The organism is Erythrobacter neustonensis, assembly GCF_001663175.1.
GTDB classification, from domain to species: domain Bacteria; phylum Pseudomonadota; class Alphaproteobacteria; order Sphingomonadales; family Sphingomonadaceae; genus Erythrobacter; species Erythrobacter neustonensis.
The window spans coordinates 2,337,956-2,355,323 of the sequence record NZ_CP016033.1; the positions used below are offsets into that span (position 1 = coordinate 2,337,956).

Sequence of the window (17,368 nt, forward strand, 5' to 3'; positions counted from 1 at the left end):
CATGCACAATCTTATCAAGCGCAATTCCGGTCCCCACCGCCGCACCGCGATGGAAGGCAAGACGCTGGCCGAAAAACTGGCGCAGAACGAAAAGGCGCTCGAAGCCGGGATCGCTGCCGCCGCGCAGGAAATCGCTGCGCAGCAGACGCGCGAAGCCGCCGAACCCGAACCCGCGACCGCCGAAATCACGCCGCCCGCCGGCGCGCCCGCTGCGCCCGGTGCGGCTGCAAACCACGGCGATGATACCGCCGCGATCGTCGCGGCGGCCAAGGCGATGCGCGACCGCTACCCGGCGCGCGATAACGCCGCGCCCGCACAGCGCACCTGCCTGATCGTCGATGACAGCCGCGTGATCCGCAAGGTATCGAGCAAGATCGCGATCAGCCTCGGCTACACCCCCATCGAAGCCGAGAACGGCGAAGAGGCGCTTGCCCGGTGCAAGAAATCGATGCCCGATCTGGTGCTGACCGATTGGAACATGCCCGAAATGGACGGGATCACCTTCGTCACCAAATTGCGCGCGATCCCGACGCCCAAGGAGCCGACGGTGGTGTTCTGCACGTCCAACGGCGAAGCGCGCGACATCCACGATGGCATTGCCGCAGGCGCGGATGATTACATCGTCAAACCCTTCGACGAGGCGGCGCTCAAGGCCAAGCTCGAACGGCTCGACCGCGGCTGATCGGCAGAGACCGGGGGCGCCGCACCCCTAACATAGGATACTGGACAATTTCGGCTGCCTCTGCGACCGCAAGGGTTCGACCTTGTGGTCTCCATTTGTCCAGTAAGGCGACGCAGTGCCGACAACCTTTCAAGAAGCCCATTCGCCCCTGCTCGGGCAGATCACGTTCCGCCAGCTGGCCGATGCCATGCCGCAGATGGTGTGGTCGACGCTGCCCGACGGCCTGCACGATTATTACAACGCGCGCTGGTACGAATTCACCGGCGCGCCCTTGGGTTCGACCGATGGCGAGGGCTGGAACGACATGTTCCACCCAGAGGATCAGGAACGCGCCTGGACAGTGTGGCGCCGCAGCCTGGCAACGGGCGAGCCTTACGAAATCGAATATCGCCTGCGCCATCACAGCGGCGAATACCGATGGGCGCTGGGCCGCGCGCTGCCGGTGCGCGGGGAAGAGGGGCAGATCGTGCGCTGGGTGGGCACCTGCACCGATATCCACGAACACAAGCAGTCCGAACAGATGAACGCGGTTCTGAGCCGCGAACTCAGCCACCGGATCAAGAACATCTTTGCCGTGATCGGCGGGATCATCGGAATTTCCTCGCGCCAGTTCCCGCAGCTCGAAACGCTGGCCACCCAGCTGCAGTCGCGCGTCGCCGCGCTGGGCCGCGCGCATGATTACGCCCGCCCGCACAGCGAAGACAGCGCGCCGCATGGCGGCCCCTCGCAGCTGACCGAAATGCTGCGCCAGTTGCTCAGCCCCTATCCCGCGCTCGATGAAGGGCGGATCACGATTGAGGGCGAGCAGCTGACCGTCGATGATCGCGGCGCGACGCCGATCGGTCTGACCTTCCACGAGCTGGCGACCAATTCGATGAAATACGGCGCGCTGTCGGCGTCCGATGGCCAGGTGCGGATCGTGGTGTCGTCGGAAGATGGCAATGTCACGATCGAATGGATCGAGACGGGCGGCCCGCCGGTCGTGAAGCCGGACTTCATCGGGTTCGGCACCGAGCTCACGGAAATCGCGATCGTCGCACAGCTGGGCGGAACGATTGACCGCGAATGGCTGCCCGAGGGTCTGCGGGTCACGATCAGGATTTTGGCGGAACGCCTGCGCCGCTGACCTGCGGCGCGTGCGCCCGGCGGCGCGAAATCAGCCGAAGCAGCGCAGCGCCTGCGGCGGATCCTTGGCAAGTCCGCGGCGGCGTTCCAGCGCGAAACTGACCGCATCGGTCAGCGTCTGGGCATCGGCGGGCTTGGTCAGCACGCCGATGGTTCCGGCAACCCCGTCGCCCAGCTGGCGCGGGTTGGCGGTGATGAAGATCACGGTCACACCCAGATCCTGCGCAAGCCGCGCACCGATATCGGGGCCAGTCAGCCCGTCGCGCAGGTTCAGATCGACCAGCGCCAGTGCGATCCCCTGATTGGCGAGCGCCATCGCGCCTTCGCGGTCTGCCGCGATCCCTGCCACCTCGTAGCCGTGCTGCTCAAGGATGCGCTTCATTTCAAAAGCGATGAAGAACTCGTCTTCGACAATGAGGATGGGGTCTGACATGCTTCTCAAAAGTGATTTTGTGCGCGGGTGTTCCAGCGCGATATGACATTTTTTGGACCATCGTGGATGCGGTTTGCAATCATTTGCAGATCGCATCCTCCGCGGGTGAGCCGGCGCCCGATGGCACCGGTTTGCGGGCGTTGCAAGCGTGCGTGATCCGGCCTTGTCAGGGGCGCATGTTCAGCGCACCCAGTCGAGCCCGATTTCCTCGAACACTTCCTTGTCTTCGGCCCAGTTTTCCAGAACCTTGACGTGCAGGAACAGGTGCACCTTCGTGCCCAGCACCTCCATCAGTTCGGCGCGCGCAGCCGCCCCGATCGCCTTGATCTTCGATCCGCCCTTGCCGAGCACGATCGCGCGCTGGTTGTCGCGGGTGACGACGATCTGCTGGTGGATCTCGATGCTGCCATCGGGCCGCACTTCATAGCGTTCGGGCCGCACCGCGCTGTCATAGGGCAGTTCCTCGTGGAGCTGCTGGTAGAGCTGTTCGCGCGTGATCTCGGTCGCGAGCAGGCGCTCGGAAGCATCGGACACCTGATCTTCGGGATACATCCATTCAGCCAGCGGCATCATCCCGGCGATGTGATCCTTGAGTTCGGCAACCCCGTCGCCGTTGAGCGCCGAGATGAAGAAGATTTCGGCAAAGTCGACCTTGGCGGCAAGGTCCTGCGCAAGTGCGAGCAGCGGTTCCTTCTTCGCGCGATCGACCTTGTTGAGGACGAGGATCTTGCGTTCGGGCCGGCCTGCCAGCGTTTCGAGCAGGGGTTCAAGCTCGTGGCGGCGCTGCTTGATCGGATCGACCATCAGCAGCACCGCATCGGCCGCTTCGGCGCCTTCCCATGCGGCGCTGACCATCGCGCGGTCAAGCCGGCGCTTGGGGGCAAAGATGCCGGGGGTGTCGACGAGGATCATCTGTGTCGGCACACCCGCCAGTTCGTGCAGTGCAATCCCGAGCATCCGCGCGCGCGTGGTTTGCGCCTTGGGCGAGGTGATCGCGACCTTCTGTCCGACCAGCGCGTTCACCAGCGTCGATTTGCCTGCATTGGGCGCGCCGAGCACGGCGACGACGCCGCAGCGCGTGTTGGCGGGGGCAGGGGCGGCGGAAGAGGTTTCGATGTCGGTCATTGCCGCGCCCATAGCCGCTTGGCACGCGTTTGTCGAAGCCCAGCACGTGTTCGGGCCGCCCCTGACCCCTTCCAGACCCCTGCCAGACCCCTTTCAGCCCCGTCTTGCCAAGGGTTTGCGGCGCTGTTTCACGTGAAACATCAAAGCCCGCCCGCCGCTCAGCCGAACTGTTCGAGGAACGCCTTGGCGGCGAGTTTTTCCGCCTCGCCCTTGCTCGAAGCGGTCGCCTCGGCAGCGCCGACATTGCGCACCGAAACGCGCACCGTAAAACGCGCGGCATGATCGGGGCCCGAGCGGTCGACGACTTCATAAAGCGGGGTCATCCGCCGGTTGCCCGCGGCCCATTCCTGAAGCGCGCTCTTGGGATGCTTCGACTTGCCGACATCGCCTTCAAGCTCGCTAGCCCAAAGGCGGTAGATCAGCGTCTGTGCCGCCTCGAACCCGTGTTCGATGAAGCACGCGCCGATCAGCGCCTCCATCACGTCGCCCAAAATCTTGTCGCTGTCCGATCCGCCATCGTCGCGCGCCTGCTTGCCCAGCCGGATATGCGGGGGCAGGCCGATGGAGCGTGCGATCCGCGCACAAGTGGCGCCGCTGACCAGCGCATTGAGGCGCTGCGACAGCTTGCCTTCAGGCGCATCGCCCGCACGGAACAGCCACGCCGCGACCGACAGGCCCAGCACCCGGTCGCCAAGGAATTCGAGCCGCTGGTAATCGGCCGCATCGGCGCTGCCCGATCCGTTGAAGCTGCCATGCGTCAGCGCCTCCAGCCAGACCGCGTCAGCCGCGGGCGCAAAGCCCTGCGCGGTCAGCCAGGCGCGGGTGTCGGGGGCAAGCGCGGCGGTCACAGGCGGTCTCCGATACGGTCCCAGCGCGCGGCCGAGAACCAGGTCCAGGGTTTGAGCCAGTCCGCGCTGCCATCGGTCGACCAGACGATCACCTCCGCGCGGCCGACCAGCAGGTCTTGCGCGACCAGTCCCACGCCTTCGCCTGCGGCGGCAGGAAAGCGGCTGTCGAGCGAATTGTCGCGGTTGTCGCCCATCAGGAACAGCGCGCCTTCGGGGACAGTGCGTTCGGGGTAGTTATCGGCCGGGGTGCGCCCGAAATCGATCACGCGGTAGCTGCGCCCGCCGGGCAGCGTTTCGCGCGACGCGCGGTATCGGCACGCCTCGGTGCCGCCCGGGATGCGTCCCGCTTCGCCGCCCCATGCGCAGCCCGTATTGGGAGAAAGCGGCACCAGCGCATCGCCAATCGGCACCTGGCGCAGCCGCACGCCGTTGAGCACCACCTGTCCGCTCACCACCGCCACACGGTCGCCCGGCAGGCCAATCACGCGCTTGATGTAATCGCGCCCGTCGACCGGATGCTTGAAGATCACGATATCGCCGCGTTCCGGCGTGCCGGGCAGCAGCCGCCCTTCGGGCAGGTCGAAATCGAACGGCAGCGACCGGCGCGAAAAGCCATAGGGCCATTTCGACGCGAGCAGGTAGTCGCCGTTCATCAGCCGCGGCAGCATGCTTTCCGACGGGATCGAAAAGGGCGAGAATACGAATACCCGGAAGGCCAGCACCACGACTAACAGCTTGATGATAAACCACGCAAAGCTGCCCCAGCTGTCGCCCGAACGGGGCTGGACTGCGTCGGGCTGGCCGGTGCCAAGCGATTGGGTCTTTGCATCCATCGTCCATGCCCTTACTCGGCTCCTCACACTTGCGCAAAGGGGAACGGTAATGAGCGGATCGGGCGAAGCGATGACGGCGGCATGGACAGCCTTGCGCGGTCTGCCGCAGCACAGCCTGGCCGACCTGTTCGCCGCCGATGCGCAGCGGCCCCAGGCGATGACCCGGCACATCGCATGGCCCGCCGCGCCCGGCGGCCAGAGCGATGCGCAAGCGGGCATGCTGATCGATTTTTCCAAGACGCATCTGGGCGAGGATACGCTCACCGCGTTCGAGGCGCTGGCCGATGCGGCGGGTTTTGATGCGGCGCGCGAGGCCTTGTTCGGCGGCGGAATCGTCAACACCACCGAAGGCCGCGCCGCGACCCACGGCGCGCTGCGCGGCAGCGGCACGCCTGCGGCGGTCGAGGAGGCCGAGGCGTTGCTCGCGCGGATGGGGATGCTGCTCGAGGCGATCCACGAAGGCGCGCTGGGCGAGATCAAGCATTGCATCGCGATCGGCATCGGCGGATCGGCGCTCGGCCCCGCGCTCGCGATCGACGCGCTGACCCGCGATCTGGCGCTGGTCGATGTCCATGTCGTCTCGAACATCGACGGGCTGGCACTGGAAGCGGCATTCCGCGCCTGCGATCCCGCGACCACGCTGATCGCGCTGGCATCGAAAACCTTCACCACCACCGAGACGATGACCAATGCGGCGAGCGCGCTGAAATGGCTCGCCGACAACGGCGTCGAAGACCCGGGCGGGCGGGTGATCGCGCTGACCGCCGCGCCCGAGAAGGCGGTCGAATGGGGCGTGGACGAAACCCGCGTGCTGCCGTTCCCCGAAAGCGTGGGCGGGCGCTATTCGCTGTTTTCTAGCATCGGCTTCCCCGTCGCGCTGGCGGTGGGGATGGATGAATTTGCGCACATGCTTGCCGGCGCCAAGGCGGTGGACGACCATTTCCGCGACACGAACGCGCGTGCCAATGCCCCGCTGCTCGCCGCCTTTGCCGACCAGTATTACACGCGCCTCAAGGGCTGCCAGACCCGCGCGGTCTTCGCCTATGACGAACGGCTGAAGCTGCTGCCCGATTATCTCCAGCAGCTCGAAATGGAATCGAACGGCAAATCGGTCACGCAAGGCGGCGCCCCTGTCGACGGGCCGACCGCGGCGGTGACATGGGGCGGGGTGGGGACGGACGCGCAGCACGCGGTGTTCCAGCTGCTCCATCAGGGCACGCACCTGATCCCGGTCGATTTCATCGCCAGCATCGCGCCGGGCGACGATCTCGATCCCGCGCACCACCGCATCCTGCTGATGAACTGCCTTGCGCAGGGCGCAGCGCTGATGGCGGGCAAGACCTCGGACGATCCGGCGCGTGCCTATCCGGGGGATCGGCCCTCGACCACCTTCCTCGTCGATGATTGCGATGCGGCGGCGCTCGGCGCGCTAATCGCGTTCCACGAACACCGCACCTTTGCCAATGCGGTGCTGATGGGCATCAACCCCTTCGACCAGTTCGGCGTCGAACTGGGCAAGGCGATCGCCAAGCAGATCGAAAGCGGCGAGGGGGATTTCGACGCCTCGACCAAGGCGCTGATGGCGGCGGCGGGGTTGGGGTAACGCGGGAAAAGATTGACTTTCGCGCAGCCCGCGCCCACATGGCCGCCATCGAAGCGCGCTAGCCATGCGTGAAGCGGCGGATGCCCAACAGATATCCGCCCCGGCCGCGCCTCGGTTCTACCCCCAAGACTTCCCTTTTCACGCGGGCGGTTTCAACCCCCGCGCCGCGCGTGGCGTGCCCGTTGACGCATTGCGTGCCGGGCCGCCCAGCGCGCGTCGCAGATATTATGCGAGTGCATTCTACCATGACGACTTTTGCTGACCTCGGGCTGTCGCAGCCCGTGCTCCAGGCCCTTGACCTCAAGGGTTACAACACGCCCACCCCGATCCAGGAACAGGCGATTCCCCCCGTATTGAAGGGCCGCGACCTGCTCGGCATCGCGCAGACCGGCACCGGCAAGACCGCCGCGTTCATGCTCCCCAGCATCGACCGGTTGCGCGAAGCCGACAAGCAGATCCCGTTCAAATCCTGCCGCATGCTGGTGCTTGCACCCACGCGCGAACTGGCCGTGCAGATTGCCGACAGCGCCAAGGATTACGGCGCGCTTGCGGGCCTCAAGGTGCAGTCGATTGTCGGCGGCACCAGCGTGGGCAAGGACCGCAACAAGCTGCACCGCGGCACCGATATTCTGGTGGCAACGCCGGGCCGTCTCCTCGATCTGATCGACCAGAAGGCATTCAACCTCAATGGGATCGAAGTCCTCGTCCTTGACGAAGCGGACCAGATGCTCGATCTCGGCTTCATCCACGCGCTGCGCAAGATCCGCGAACTGGCGCCCAAGGATCGCCAGACGCTGTTCTTCAGCGCCACCATGCCCAAGGCGATCAAGGAGCTGGTAAGCGGTTATTGCAACAACCCTGTCCAGGTTTCGGTGACGCCCGAAAGCACCACCGCCGAACGGATCGACCAGTATCTCTTCATGGTGCAGCAGGACGAGAAGCTGAGCCTTCTCACGATGATCCTGCAGCGCCGCCACGAGGTGCCGGGCGAATTCGAACGCGTGCTGATCTTCACCCGCACCAAGCACGGCGCGGACCGCGTGGTGAAGAAGCTGGAGCAGGCGGGCATCCCCGCCAACGCGATCCACGGCAACAAGTCGCAGCCGCAGCGCCAGCGCGCGCTCGACGAGTTCCGCAAGGCACGCGTGCCGGTGCTGATTGCCACGGACGTTGCCGCGCGCGGGATCGATATTCCGGGCGTCAGCCACGTCATCAATTACGAACTGCCCAACGTTCCCGAACAATATGTCCACCGCATCGGCCGCACCGCGCGCGCCGGGCGTGACGGGATCGCGATCGCCTTCTGCGCAGAGGACGAACGCGCATACCTCAAGGACATCCGCAAGGTGACGGGAGCCGAGCTTGAACGGCTGCCGCTGCCCGACAATTTCCGTGCCGTGGTCGAAGGCGAAGGCCCGACCAAGCCCGCGCCGCGCGTGCCGATGAAGCGCGTGCAGCCGCGCCCGCTCGGCCAGCGCAAGCCGCAGGGCGAAGCGCGCGGCGGCGGGGATCGCCGTCCGCAGCAGGGCGAAGGTCGCCGTGGCGAGGGCGAGCGCCGCAGCGCACCGCAGGGCGAACGCCGCGGTGCTCCGCAGGGTGAGCGTCGTCCGCAAGGCGATCGCAAGCCGCAGCAAGCGCATGGGCAGGGCCGGTCCGGCGGCAATGGCGGCGGCGGTGATCGTCGTTCGCCCGGCAGCGGCGGTCGTCCCGGGGGCAATGGTGGCGGCAATGGCGGCGGTGGCAACCGCGGCCGCGGTCGTCCCGGCGGCGGCGGCGGCGGGCGTCCGCGCGCAGCCAGCGTCTGATCGCAGGCATTATTGAACAAACGAACGGCGGGGGGCGGCAAGCCTTCCGCCTTTTGTTTGCCCGAAATCCGCGCCAGCCGCGCTCTCGCGGTTGCCGCGCCTGCATAGCGCCGCCATATGCGTCCCGTTAGCGAGCGGAGCGATGCATGGCCGACGAATATGATTTCGACCTCTTCACGATTGGCGCAGGTTCGGGCGGGGTGCGCGCCAGCCGCGTTGCCGCTGCCCACGGTGCGCGCGTCGCCGTGGCCGAGGAATACCGTGTCGGCGGCACCTGCGTCATCCGCGGCTGCGTGCCCAAGAAGATGCTCGTCTACGGCGCGCACTTCGCCGAGGATCTGGTCGATGCCCGCGCGTTCGGCTGGACAATCGAAGGCAAGCGTTTCGACTGGAAGGCGCTGCGCGATGCGGTGCAGACCGATGTCACCCGGCTCGAAGGGCTGTATGGCCAGACGCTGGGCAACAACGACGTCACGATCTTCAACCAGCGCGCGGTGATCACCGGCCCGCACGAGATCATGCTCGCCGATGGGCAGAAATTTACAGCGAAGCACATTTTGATCGCCACCGGCGCACGGCCCTTCGTGCCGACCTTCCCGGGCAGCGAACATGTCATCACCTCGAACGAGGCGTTCCACCTCGACGAACTCCCCCCGCGCATCCTGATCGCGGGCGGCGGATACATCGCCAATGAATTTGCCGGGATCTTCAACGAATTCGGCTGCAAGGTGACGATCGCCAACCGCTCGGACACGATCCTGCGCTCCTATGATGCGGCGCTGCGCGACCGGCTGCTCCAGATCTCGATCGTCAAGGGCATCAACTTCCTGTTCCATGCCGAGTTCGAGAGCATCGAGAAGCAGGAGGACGGCACGCTGCTGGTCAAGCTGACGGGGCAGGAGCCATGCGTTTACGATGCGGTGATGGTGGCGACGGGCCGCGTTCCCAATGTCGAAGGGCTGGGGCTTGAGACTGTCGGCGTCGAACTGGGCGCGCGCGGCGAAATCATCGTCGATGCCTTCAGCCGCACCAGCGTTGACCACATCCACGCCGTGGGCGATGTCACCGACCGCGTGCAATTGACGCCGGTCGCGATTCGCGAAGGCCAGGCCTTTGCCGACAGCACCTTCGGCCCGGGCGAACCCTATGCGGTCGACCATTCCTGCGTGCCCTCGGCGGTGTTCAGCCATCCGCCGATCGCCGCAGTAGGCATGACCGAAAGCGAAGCGCGCGATGCGATCGGCAATATCGCGGTCTATCAGTCGGACTTCCGCCCGATGAAGAACGTGGTCGCCGGGCGGAACGAGCGCAGCCTTTACAAGATGATCGTCGATTCCTCGTCGGGCCGGATCGTGGGCATCCACATGATCGGCCCCGAAGCGCCCGAAATCATGCAGGCCGCCGCGATCGCGGTGAAGGCCGGGCTGACCAAGGCCGATTTCGATGCGACGGTCGCGATCCATCCGACGATGGCCGAAGAACTGGTCCTGTTCAAATAGGGGAGCGAGGGGCGATGAACGTAGCGGGCAAGGTCGTGCTGCTGACTGGCGGCAGCGCCGGGATCGGACGCGAGATCGCGCGGCAGTTGCAGGCCAAGGGCGCGGCGGTGATCCTGACGGGCCGCGATCGCACGCGGCTGGCGGCGATGGAAGCGCAAGGGTTCAAGACGATAGCCGCCGACCTTTCCCATGCCGCAGGGGTCGACGCGCTGATTGCCGCGGTCGAAGGGCAAGCGATCGACATTCTCATCAACAATGCGGGTCAATTGGTCGATCACGATTTTCGCAAAGATGCGCCCGATCCGCAGGACGCGGATGATTGCATCTATGCCAACCTGTCCGCCCCGGTGCGGCTGATCACCGCGCTGATGCCGAACCTGCGCGCGCGGCCCGAGGCGACGATCGTCAATGTCACCAGCGGCCTCGCGGTCGCCCCTGCTGCGCGCCAGCCGGTCTATTGCGCGACGAAGGCGGGCCTGCGGTTCTACACGCTGGCGCTGCGCGAACAGCTCAAGGGCACCGCGATCAAGGTGATCGAGGCGCTGCCGCCGGTGGTCGACACGCAGATGAACGATGGCAACCCGATGAAGAAGATGCCTGCCGCCGAGTGCGCGGCGCAGATCATCGCCGCGATCGAAGAGGGCCGCGACGAGGCGAATATCGGCATGACCCGCGCCTTGCGGGTGATGGAATCGATCGCGCCTTCGCTCGCCCGGCGGATGACGCTGCGGTTCTAGGGCCCGAGGCGCGCAGGCGAAAAGAACGCCGCCGAGAGGCCGGCTGCTGCGCAGTCCTCGGGGAAAGGCTCTCCCAGCACCGCGGCGGCGGCGATCCGCGACAGCGCGGGCGAAGTCTGGAAGCCTGCGCCGCCTTGGCCGGCACACCAGAAGAACCCGCGCGCGCCGGCCGCTTCACCAATGACGGGGAGTTCGTCGGGGGCAAAGCTTCTGAGGCCCGCCCAGGCGTGACCGATCCGGCGGATCGCAAGCGTGGTCGCCTGCTCGACGCGGTCGGCGGCAACCGCCTTGTCGAGTTCTTCGGGAGCGGCATCGCAAGGGTCGCTTGCCCCTTCATCCATGGATGACGCCAGCAATTGCCCGCGGCCTTCGGGGAGGATGTAGAAGCCTTCGCCCACGGTCTTGGTAAAGGGCCAGCGGCTGACGTCTTTGCCCTCGGGCGCGGCGAAGGAAATCACGGTGCGGCGGCGCGGCGCGATACCGATGGGCGCAGCGCCTGCCAATCGCGCGATCTCGTCCGCCCATGCGCCCGCAGCATTGACGACGATGGCCGCGCCGAAAGTGCCCTTGGACGTTCCGATCCGCCAGCTATCGCCGTCTCTTTCGATCGTGTGGACCCGCGCGCCTGTGACCAGCTTGCCGTTGTGTTCGCGCAAGGTGGCGACATGGGCTTGCAGCATCGCGTGGGTATCGAGCTTCAGCGACCCGTGATCGACCAGCGCGGCGAGGCAGGCATCTTCGCGCAAGGCCGGCATCAGCGCCTGTGCGCCCGCCGCGCCGACACGTGTGTAATCGCAGCCATAATGGTGGTGCACCGCCTCCAGATCATCGAGCAACCCGGTCTGCGCTTCGCTCGCGATATGCAGCGCCGGATGCACGCTGCCATGCGCGACAAGCTCCCCCATGCTCAGCGCGGTCAGATCGCGCACCGGCCCATTGCCGAGGCCATAATGCGCAAAGGCGACCGAGCGGCCCGACGCGTGATAGCCGGGCGCGCTTTCGGCCTCCAGCACCACCACACGCACACGCGGTGCGAGGCGCGCAGCGACCGACAGTCCCGCGATCCCGCCGCCGATCACCACCACCCACGCCGTTTCCATCGCGCCAAAGCTCCCGCCACTTTTGCCACGTTGACGCCCCGCACGCGCTAAGGCAACGCACCGCGTGCGATAAGTCATCACGAGAGGAAGTCCCTTGTCCGCCAACATTGCCGAAATGGAACGTCGCCGCGAAGCCGCCCGCCTTGGCGGCGGCCAGAAGCGGATCGATGCCCAGCACGCCAAGGGCAAGCTGACCGCGCGCGAACGGCTCGACGTGCTGCTCGACGAAGGCAGCTTTGAGGAAGTCGACACCTATGTCGAACATGACTGCGTCGATTTCGGGATGGAGGACCAGAAGATCCCGGGTGACGGGGTGGTCACCGGCAGCGGCACCATCAACGGGCGGCTGGTCTATGTCTTCAGCCAGGACTTCACCGTCTTCGGCGGCTCGCTGTCGAAACGCCATGCCGAGAAGATCTGCAAGATCATGGACACCGCGATGAAGGTCGGCGCGCCGGTGATCGGGTTGAACGATTCGGGCGGGGCGCGCATTCAGGAAGGCGTGGCGAGCCTCGGCGGCTATGCCGAGGTGTTCCAGCGCAACGTGCTGGCCAGCGGCGTGGTGCCGCAGATCAGCCTCATCATGGGGCCGTGCGCGGGCGGGGCGGTTTACTCACCCGCGATGACCGACTTCATCTTCATGGTGAAGGATTCTAGCTACATGTTCGTCACCGGCCCGGACGTGGTGAAGACCGTCACCAACGAGGTGGTGACGCAGGAAGAACTGGGCGGCGCAATCACGCACACCACCAAGACCAGTGTCGCCGACCTCGCCTACGAGAACGATGTCGAGGCGCTGCTGGCGACCCGCCGGTTCATGGACTTCCTGCCCTTGTCGAACCGTGACGAGGCCCCGGTGCTTCCCACCGGCGATGCGTGGGATAGGCTCGACATGAGCCTCGACACGCTGATCCCCGACAATGCCAACCAGCCCTATGACATGCACGAGGTCATCACCAAGGTGCTGGACGAGGGCGATTTCTTCGAGATCCAGCCGGCCCATGCGGGCAACATCATCTGCGGTTTCGGCCGGGTGGAGGGGCGCACCGTGGGCGTGGTGGCGAACCAGCCGATGGTGCTGGCGGGCGTGCTCGACATCAATTCTTCGAAGAAAGCCGCGCGCTTCGTGCGCTTCTGCGATGCGTTCGAAATCCCGATCGTCACCTTCGTCGACGTCCCCGGCTTCCTCCCCGGCACCGCGCAGGAGCTGGGCGGGATCATCAAGCATGGCGCCAAGCTGCTCTTCGCCTATGCAGAGGCGACCGTCCCCAAGATCACCGTCATCACCCGCAAGGCCTATGGCGGGGCCTATGACGTGATGGCCTCCAAGCACCTGCGCGGCGACTTGAACTACGCCTGGCCCACGGCGGAAATCGCGGTGATGGGCGCGAAGGGCGCGGTGGAGATCATCTTCCGGCAGGACCGCGGCGATGCGGAGAAGATCGCCGAGAAGACCAAGGAATACGAAGACCGCTTCGCCAACCCCTTCGTGGCGGCGCAGCGCGGCTATATCGACGAGGTGATCCACCCGCACTCGACCCGCCGCCGGATCGCGCTGGGGCTAAGGAAGCTGCGGACGAAGAGCTTGGAGAACCCGTGGAAGAAGCATGACAATATTCCGTTGTGAGGAACTCTGTTGCCTTCTTCTCGTCATTGCGAGCGTAGCGAAGCAATCCAGAGCGACCCGCAAGACGCTATGGATTGCCGCGGTGCCTGCGGTATCTCTCAATGACGAAGGTTCCGGCTGTCTACATCATGGCAAGCAGGCGGAACGGAACAATTTATGTGGGCGTCACGTCCGACTTGCCCGGCCGCGCGTGGCAACACCGCGATGGCATCGTCCAGGGGTTCACCAAGCGATACGGATGCAAATTGCTGGTTTGGTTTGAGCGGCACGAAACGATGGAAAGTGCGATAATGCGTGAGAAGCAGATCAAGGCTGGTAACCGGAAGGCGAAGCTGGCTCTGATTGAAGCTGACAACTCCACTTGGCGTGACCTGTTTGAGGAAATTGCACAGTGAACCTGCAACCGTCATCGCGAGCCGCTCTGGATTGCCGCGGCGACTGCGTCGCCTCGCAATGACGAATGAGGAAGGGAATTCATGAAACTCGGACGGCTAAACCACATCGGAGTCGCCACGCCCTCCATCGCCGACTCGATCGCGTTCTACCGCGACGTCATGGGCGCGACGAAAATCCACACCCCGTTCGACCTTGAGGAGCAGGGCGTGAAGGTCTGCTTCGTCGACACGCCCGGCGCCGATGGCGCGATGAACGGCACCCAGATCGAGCTGATCGAGCCGCTGGGGGAGAACTCCACCCTTGCCGGCTTCCTCGCCAAGAACCCCTTGGGCGGGCAGCATCACCTGTGCTTCGAGGTGCCCGACATCGCCGAGGCGCGCACCGAATTCGAGGGACAAGGCAAGCGCATCCTCGGCCCCACGCGCATCGGCGCGCACGGCACGCCTATCTTTTTCGTCCATCCCAAGGACATGGGCGGGATGCTTACCGAGATCATGGAGACCCCGCGCGAAGACGCGCACTGGTCGAACTGACGCTACCTACGGGAGAGAGAAATGTCCTACGAAACCATCCGCGTTACCCGCGAAGGCCCGCTGCTCACCATCACGCTGAACCGTCCCGAGCGGCTCAATGCCATGCCGCCGCAGATGGCGGACGAACTGGGCCAGGCGTTCTACGACCTCGGTGATGCGCGCGCGGTGCTGATCACGGGCGAGGGCAAGGGCTTCTGTTCGGGCGCGGACCTTTCCGCGCGCGGGGAAGGCAGCGCGCTGGGCAGCAAGGGGGGCAGCCACGAGGCGCTGATCAATCACTACAACCCGGCAATCAGCCAATTGCTGCGCGCGAATGTGCCGGTGATCTGCGCGGTCAACGGCCCCGCCGCGGGCGTCGGGTGCAGCCTCGCATTGGCGGCGGACTTCACCATCGCCGCCAAGAGCGCCTATTTCCTGCAAGCCTTCGTCAATATCGGCCTCGTTCCCGATGGCGGCTCGACCTGGCTGCTCACCCGCGCGATCGGCCGCGCGCGCGCGACGCGGATGATGATGTTGGGCGAGAAGATCAGCGGGAGCCAAGCCGAGGAATGGGGCCTCGTCTACAAGTGCGTCGAGGATGCCGACCTGATGACCGAAGCCCGCGCGCTGGCCGAACGCCTCGCGAACGGGCCGACGGTGGCCTACGCCACGATGAAGCGCAACATCGCAGTCGCGCTCGACCAGAACCTGCAGATGGTGCTGCTCGCCGAGGCGGAAGGCCAGCGCGTCGCGGGCGCGAGCGCGGACGCGATGGAGGGCGGGATGGCCTTCCTCCAGAAGCGGAAAGCCGAATTTAAGGGCGCCTGATTGCCGCGCCGCAATGGAATGTGACATGACCGACAAACCCACGCTCGACCACTGGAACGCCCTTGCCGAAAAGGAAGTGAAGGGCCGCGACCTCACCTGGCAAACGCCCGAAGGCTTTGCGATCAAGCCGCTCTACACCGCGGAAGATCACGCAGGCTTCAATCCGGGCCTCCCCGGTTTCGCGCCTTTCACGCGGGGTGTGAAGGCATCGATGTATGCGGGCCGCCCGTGGACGATCCGCCAATATGCGGGCTTCTCCACCGCCGAGGAATCCAACGCCTTCTATCGCCGCAATCTGGCGATGGGGCAGAAGGGCCTGTCGGTCGCCTTCGACCTTGCCACCCACCGCGGTTACGATTCCGATCACCCGCGCGTGGTCGGCGATGTCGGCAAGGCGGGGGTGGCGATCGACACGGTTGCGGACATGCAGATCCTGTTCGACCAGATCCCGCTCGATTCCATGAGCGTGTCGATGACGATGAACGGCGCGGTCATCCCCGTGCTGGCCTTCTTCATCGTCGCCGCCGAACGTCAGGGCGTCTCGCAGGACAAGCTCGACGGGACCATCCAGAACGACATCCTCAAGGAGTTCATGGTCCGCAACACCTATATCTACCCGCCCGAGCCTTCGATGCGGATCATCTCCGACATCATCGCATACACCTCGGCCAACATGCCAAAATTCAACAGCATTTCGATCAGCGGCTACCACATGCACGAGGCCGGGGCGACCGCGGTGCAGGAGCTCGCCTTCACCATCGCGGACGGCAAGGAATATGCCCAGCGGGCTATGAGCGCCGGGCTCGACATCGACGCCTTCGCCGGCCGCCTCAGCTTCTTCTTCGGCATCGGCATGAACTTCTTCATGGAGATCGCCAAGCTGCGCGCCGCTCGCACGCTCTGGTGGCGGGTGATGGACGGGCTGGGGGCGAAGGACGAACGCTCCAAGATGCTGCGCACCCACTGCCAGACCAGCGGTGTGAGCTTGCAGGAACAGGACCCCTACAACAACGTCATCCGCACCACGGTCGAAGCGATGGCGGCGGTGCTGGGCGGCACGCAGTCGCTCCACACCAATGCGCTCGACGAGGCGATTGCGCTCCCCACCGATTTCAGCGCCCGCATCGCCCGCAACACCCAGCTGGTGCTACAGGAGGAAAGCGGGATCACGAGCGTCGTCGATCCGCTCGGCGGCTCGCACTACATCGAGGCTTTGACTGCCACCCTCGTCGACGAGGCGTGGAAACTGATCGAACAGGTCGACGCGGCAGGCGGCATGACCGCCTTCGTCGCCACCGGCGCGCCCAAGGCCGCGATCGAGCGCGCGGCGGCGGAAAAGCAGACCAAGGTCGACAAGGGCGAGACGGTGATCGTCGGCGTCAACAAATACCGCAAGGAACAGGAAGACGCGCTCGAGACGCTGGAGGTCGACAACCAGAAGGTGCGCGCAGGCCAGATCGCCCGCCTCGCCAAGGTGCGCGAGGGGCGCGACGAGGTCGCCTGCCGCGCCGCGCTCAGCGCTCTGACCGAGGGCTGCAAGTCGGGCGCAAACCTGCTGGCGCTGGCGGTGGAAGCCGCGCGCCATGATGCGACGCTGGGCGAGATTTCCTCGGCGATGGAAGAGGTCTTCGGCCGCCACGATGCCACCCCGGCACCGGTCACGGGCGTCTACAAGAGCGCCTACGAATTCGACCGTCGCTGGGCGCAGGTGACCGACGGCGTGGAAGCCGTGGGCCGCCGCCTGGGTCGCCGCCCCCGCATCATGATCGCCAAGATGGGCCAGGACGGCCACGACCGCGGCGCCAACGTGATCGCGAGCGCCTTCGGCGACATGGGCTTCGAGGTGATCTCCGGCCCGCTGTTCCAGACCCCGCAGGAATCGGCCGCGATGGCGCTGGAGCATGACGTCGACGTGGTCGGCGCGTCGAGCCTTGCCGCGGGCCACAAGACGCTCATCCCCGAACTGATCCGCCTCCTGCGCGAAGCCGGTCGCGGGGATATCAAGGTGACGGCAGGCGGCGTGATCCCGCCGCAGGACTATGACTACCTGCGCGAGGCAGGGGTGCAGGGGATTTACGGCCCCGGCTCCAACGTGGTGGAGTGTGCGGCGGATATTCTGGTCTTGCTCGGCCACAACATGCCGCCCTTGGGCGAGGGGCTGGACGAGGCGGCGGAGTAGGCGCTAACCCCATTGCGAGCGGAGCGAAGCAATCCA

General features: G+C 65.7%; 16 protein-coding genes. 11 read left to right on the top strand and 5 right to left on the bottom strand.

The features are described from left to right. The first annotated feature begins 1 nt into the window (after position 1). Together A9D12_RS15080 and A9D12_RS10855 are read left to right on the top strand one after the other, a co-directional pair. Complete coding sequence (locus A9D12_RS15080; protein WP_231889606.1) at positions 2 to 682, top strand: response regulator; 681 nt, start codon at positions 2 to 4, stop codon at positions 680 to 682. A gap of 115 nt (positions 683 to 797) precedes the next feature. Next, the gene (locus A9D12_RS10855) at positions 798 to 1,808 is read left to right on the top strand and encodes a PAS domain-containing protein (RefSeq protein WP_068351764.1); all 1,011 of its coding nucleotides are present in this window, start codon (positions 798 to 800) and stop codon (positions 1,806 to 1,808) included. Positions 1,809 to 1,838: 30 nt separating this feature from the next. Here the strand turns inward: A9D12_RS10855 and A9D12_RS10860 are convergent, their stop codons facing one another. The 4 genes from A9D12_RS10860 to lepB form a co-directional block, all read right to left on the bottom strand. After that, positions 1,839 to 2,240: a response regulator gene (locus tag A9D12_RS10860; RefSeq protein ID WP_068351766.1), complete on the bottom strand. Its 402-nt coding sequence runs from the start codon at positions 2,238 to 2,240 to the stop codon at positions 1,839 to 1,841. 180 nt (positions 2,241 to 2,420) lie between these two features. After that, positions 2,421 to 3,365 carry a GTPase Era gene (gene era, locus A9D12_RS10865; protein ID WP_068354329.1) on the bottom strand — a complete coding sequence of 315 codons (945 nt, stop codon included), beginning with the start codon at positions 3,363 to 3,365 and terminating at the stop codon, positions 2,421 to 2,423. A 158-nt stretch (positions 3,366 to 3,523) separates the two neighbouring features. Next, on the bottom strand, positions 3,524 to 4,213 hold the full coding sequence (gene rnc / locus A9D12_RS10870; protein WP_068351768.1) for a ribonuclease III: 690 nt from the start codon (positions 4,211 to 4,213) through the stop codon (positions 3,524 to 3,526). Next, entirely contained in the window at positions 4,210 to 5,046 is an 837-nt protein-coding gene (gene lepB / locus A9D12_RS10875) for a signal peptidase I (RefSeq protein ID WP_068351769.1), read from the bottom strand. The genes rnc and lepB overlap by 4 nt, the downstream gene beginning before the upstream one ends. Positions 5,047 to 5,095: 49 nt before the next feature. On the opposite strand from lepB, the gene pgi reads away from it, so the two are divergent. The 4 genes from pgi to A9D12_RS10895 all read left to right on the top strand — a co-directional run bounded on the left by pgi (position 5,096) and on the right by A9D12_RS10895 (position 10,690). Next, on the top strand, positions 5,096 to 6,649 hold the full coding sequence (gene pgi, locus A9D12_RS10880; RefSeq protein ID WP_068351771.1) for a glucose-6-phosphate isomerase: 1,554 nt from the start codon (positions 5,096 to 5,098) through the stop codon (positions 6,647 to 6,649). A 245-nt stretch (positions 6,650 to 6,894) separates the two neighbouring features. Continuing rightward, positions 6,895 to 8,454, top strand: a complete 1,560-nt coding sequence (locus A9D12_RS10885; RefSeq protein WP_068351773.1) for a DEAD/DEAH box helicase — start codon at positions 6,895 to 6,897, stop codon at positions 8,452 to 8,454. 146 nt (positions 8,455 to 8,600) lie between these two features. Beyond that, positions 8,601 to 9,953, top strand: a complete 1,353-nt coding sequence (gene gorA, locus A9D12_RS10890; RefSeq protein ID WP_068351775.1) for a glutathione-disulfide reductase — start codon at positions 8,601 to 8,603, stop codon at positions 9,951 to 9,953. A 14-nt stretch (positions 9,954 to 9,967) separates the two neighbouring features. Beyond that, positions 9,968 to 10,690, top strand: a complete 723-nt coding sequence (locus tag A9D12_RS10895) for an SDR family oxidoreductase (RefSeq protein ID WP_068351777.1) — start codon at positions 9,968 to 9,970, stop codon at positions 10,688 to 10,690. On the opposite strand, the gene A9D12_RS10900 is transcribed toward A9D12_RS10895, so the two are convergent. Next, entirely contained in the window at positions 10,687 to 11,790 is a 1,104-nt protein-coding gene (locus tag A9D12_RS10900; protein ID WP_068351779.1) for an NAD(P)/FAD-dependent oxidoreductase, read from the bottom strand. The genes A9D12_RS10895 and A9D12_RS10900 overlap by 4 nt on opposite strands. Positions 11,791 to 11,884: 94 nt before the next feature. On the opposite strand from A9D12_RS10900, the gene A9D12_RS10905 reads away from it, so the two are divergent. The 5 genes from A9D12_RS10905 (at position 11,885) to scpA (ending at position 17,332) form a co-directional block, all read left to right on the top strand. Continuing rightward, a complete protein-coding gene (locus A9D12_RS10905; RefSeq protein ID WP_068351781.1) occupies positions 11,885 to 13,417 on the top strand; it encodes an acyl-CoA carboxylase subunit beta in 1,533 nt (510 codons plus the stop codon). Positions 13,418 to 13,518: 101 nt separating this feature from the next. Then, positions 13,519 to 13,812 (top strand): GIY-YIG nuclease family protein, encoded by a 294-nt coding sequence (locus A9D12_RS10910; RefSeq protein WP_068351784.1) that lies wholly within the window; start codon positions 13,519 to 13,521, stop codon positions 13,810 to 13,812. An 81-nt stretch (positions 13,813 to 13,893) separates the two neighbouring features. Then, a complete protein-coding gene (gene mce / locus A9D12_RS10915; protein WP_068351785.1) occupies positions 13,894 to 14,346 on the top strand; it encodes a methylmalonyl-CoA epimerase in 453 nt (150 codons plus the stop codon). A 21-nt stretch (positions 14,347 to 14,367) separates the two neighbouring features. After that, positions 14,368 to 15,153: an enoyl-CoA hydratase-related protein gene (locus A9D12_RS10920; protein ID WP_068351787.1), complete on the top strand. Its 786-nt coding sequence runs from the start codon at positions 14,368 to 14,370 to the stop codon at positions 15,151 to 15,153. A 25-nt stretch (positions 15,154 to 15,178) separates the two neighbouring features. After that, positions 15,179 to 17,332 (top strand): methylmalonyl-CoA mutase, encoded by a 2,154-nt coding sequence (scpA, locus tag A9D12_RS10925; protein ID WP_068351790.1) that lies wholly within the window; start codon positions 15,179 to 15,181, stop codon positions 17,330 to 17,332. Positions 17,333 to 17,368: the final 36 nt, after the last annotated feature.

Bases quoted from the DNA above. Each gene is read 5' to 3' on its own strand.
- A9D12_RS10910 (WP_068351784.1), top strand. From the start codon at position 13,519: ATGACGAAGGTTCCGGCTGTCTACATCATGGCAAGCAGGCGGAACGGA.
- A9D12_RS10900 (WP_068351779.1), bottom strand. From the start codon at position 11,790: ATGGAAACGGCGTGGGTGGTGGTGATCGGCGGCGGGATCGCGGGACTG.
- scpA (WP_068351790.1), top strand. From the start codon at position 15,179: ATGACCGACAAACCCACGCTCGACCACTGGAACGCCCTTGCCGAAAAG.
- A9D12_RS10895 (WP_068351777.1), top strand. From the start codon at position 9,968: ATGAACGTAGCGGGCAAGGTCGTGCTGCTGACTGGCGGCAGCGCCGGG.
- lepB (WP_068351769.1), bottom strand. From the start codon at position 5,046: ATGGATGCAAAGACCCAATCGCTTGGCACCGGCCAGCCCGACGCAGTC.
- pgi (WP_068351771.1), top strand. From the start codon at position 5,096: ATGAGCGGATCGGGCGAAGCGATGACGGCGGCATGGACAGCCTTGCGC.
- mce (WP_068351785.1), top strand. From the start codon at position 13,894: ATGAAACTCGGACGGCTAAACCACATCGGAGTCGCCACGCCCTCCATC.
- A9D12_RS15080 (WP_231889606.1), top strand. From the start codon at position 2: ATGCACAATCTTATCAAGCGCAATTCCGGTCCCCACCGCCGCACCGCG.
- era (WP_068354329.1), bottom strand. From the start codon at position 3,365: ATGACCGACATCGAAACCTCTTCCGCCGCCCCTGCCCCCGCCAACACG.
- gorA (WP_068351775.1), top strand. From the start codon at position 8,601: ATGGCCGACGAATATGATTTCGACCTCTTCACGATTGGCGCAGGTTCG.
- A9D12_RS10860 (WP_068351766.1), bottom strand. From the start codon at position 2,240: ATGTCAGACCCCATCCTCATTGTCGAAGACGAGTTCTTCATCGCTTTT.
- A9D12_RS10920 (WP_068351787.1), top strand. From the start codon at position 14,368: ATGTCCTACGAAACCATCCGCGTTACCCGCGAAGGCCCGCTGCTCACC.
- A9D12_RS10885 (WP_068351773.1), top strand. From the start codon at position 6,895: ATGACGACTTTTGCTGACCTCGGGCTGTCGCAGCCCGTGCTCCAGGCC.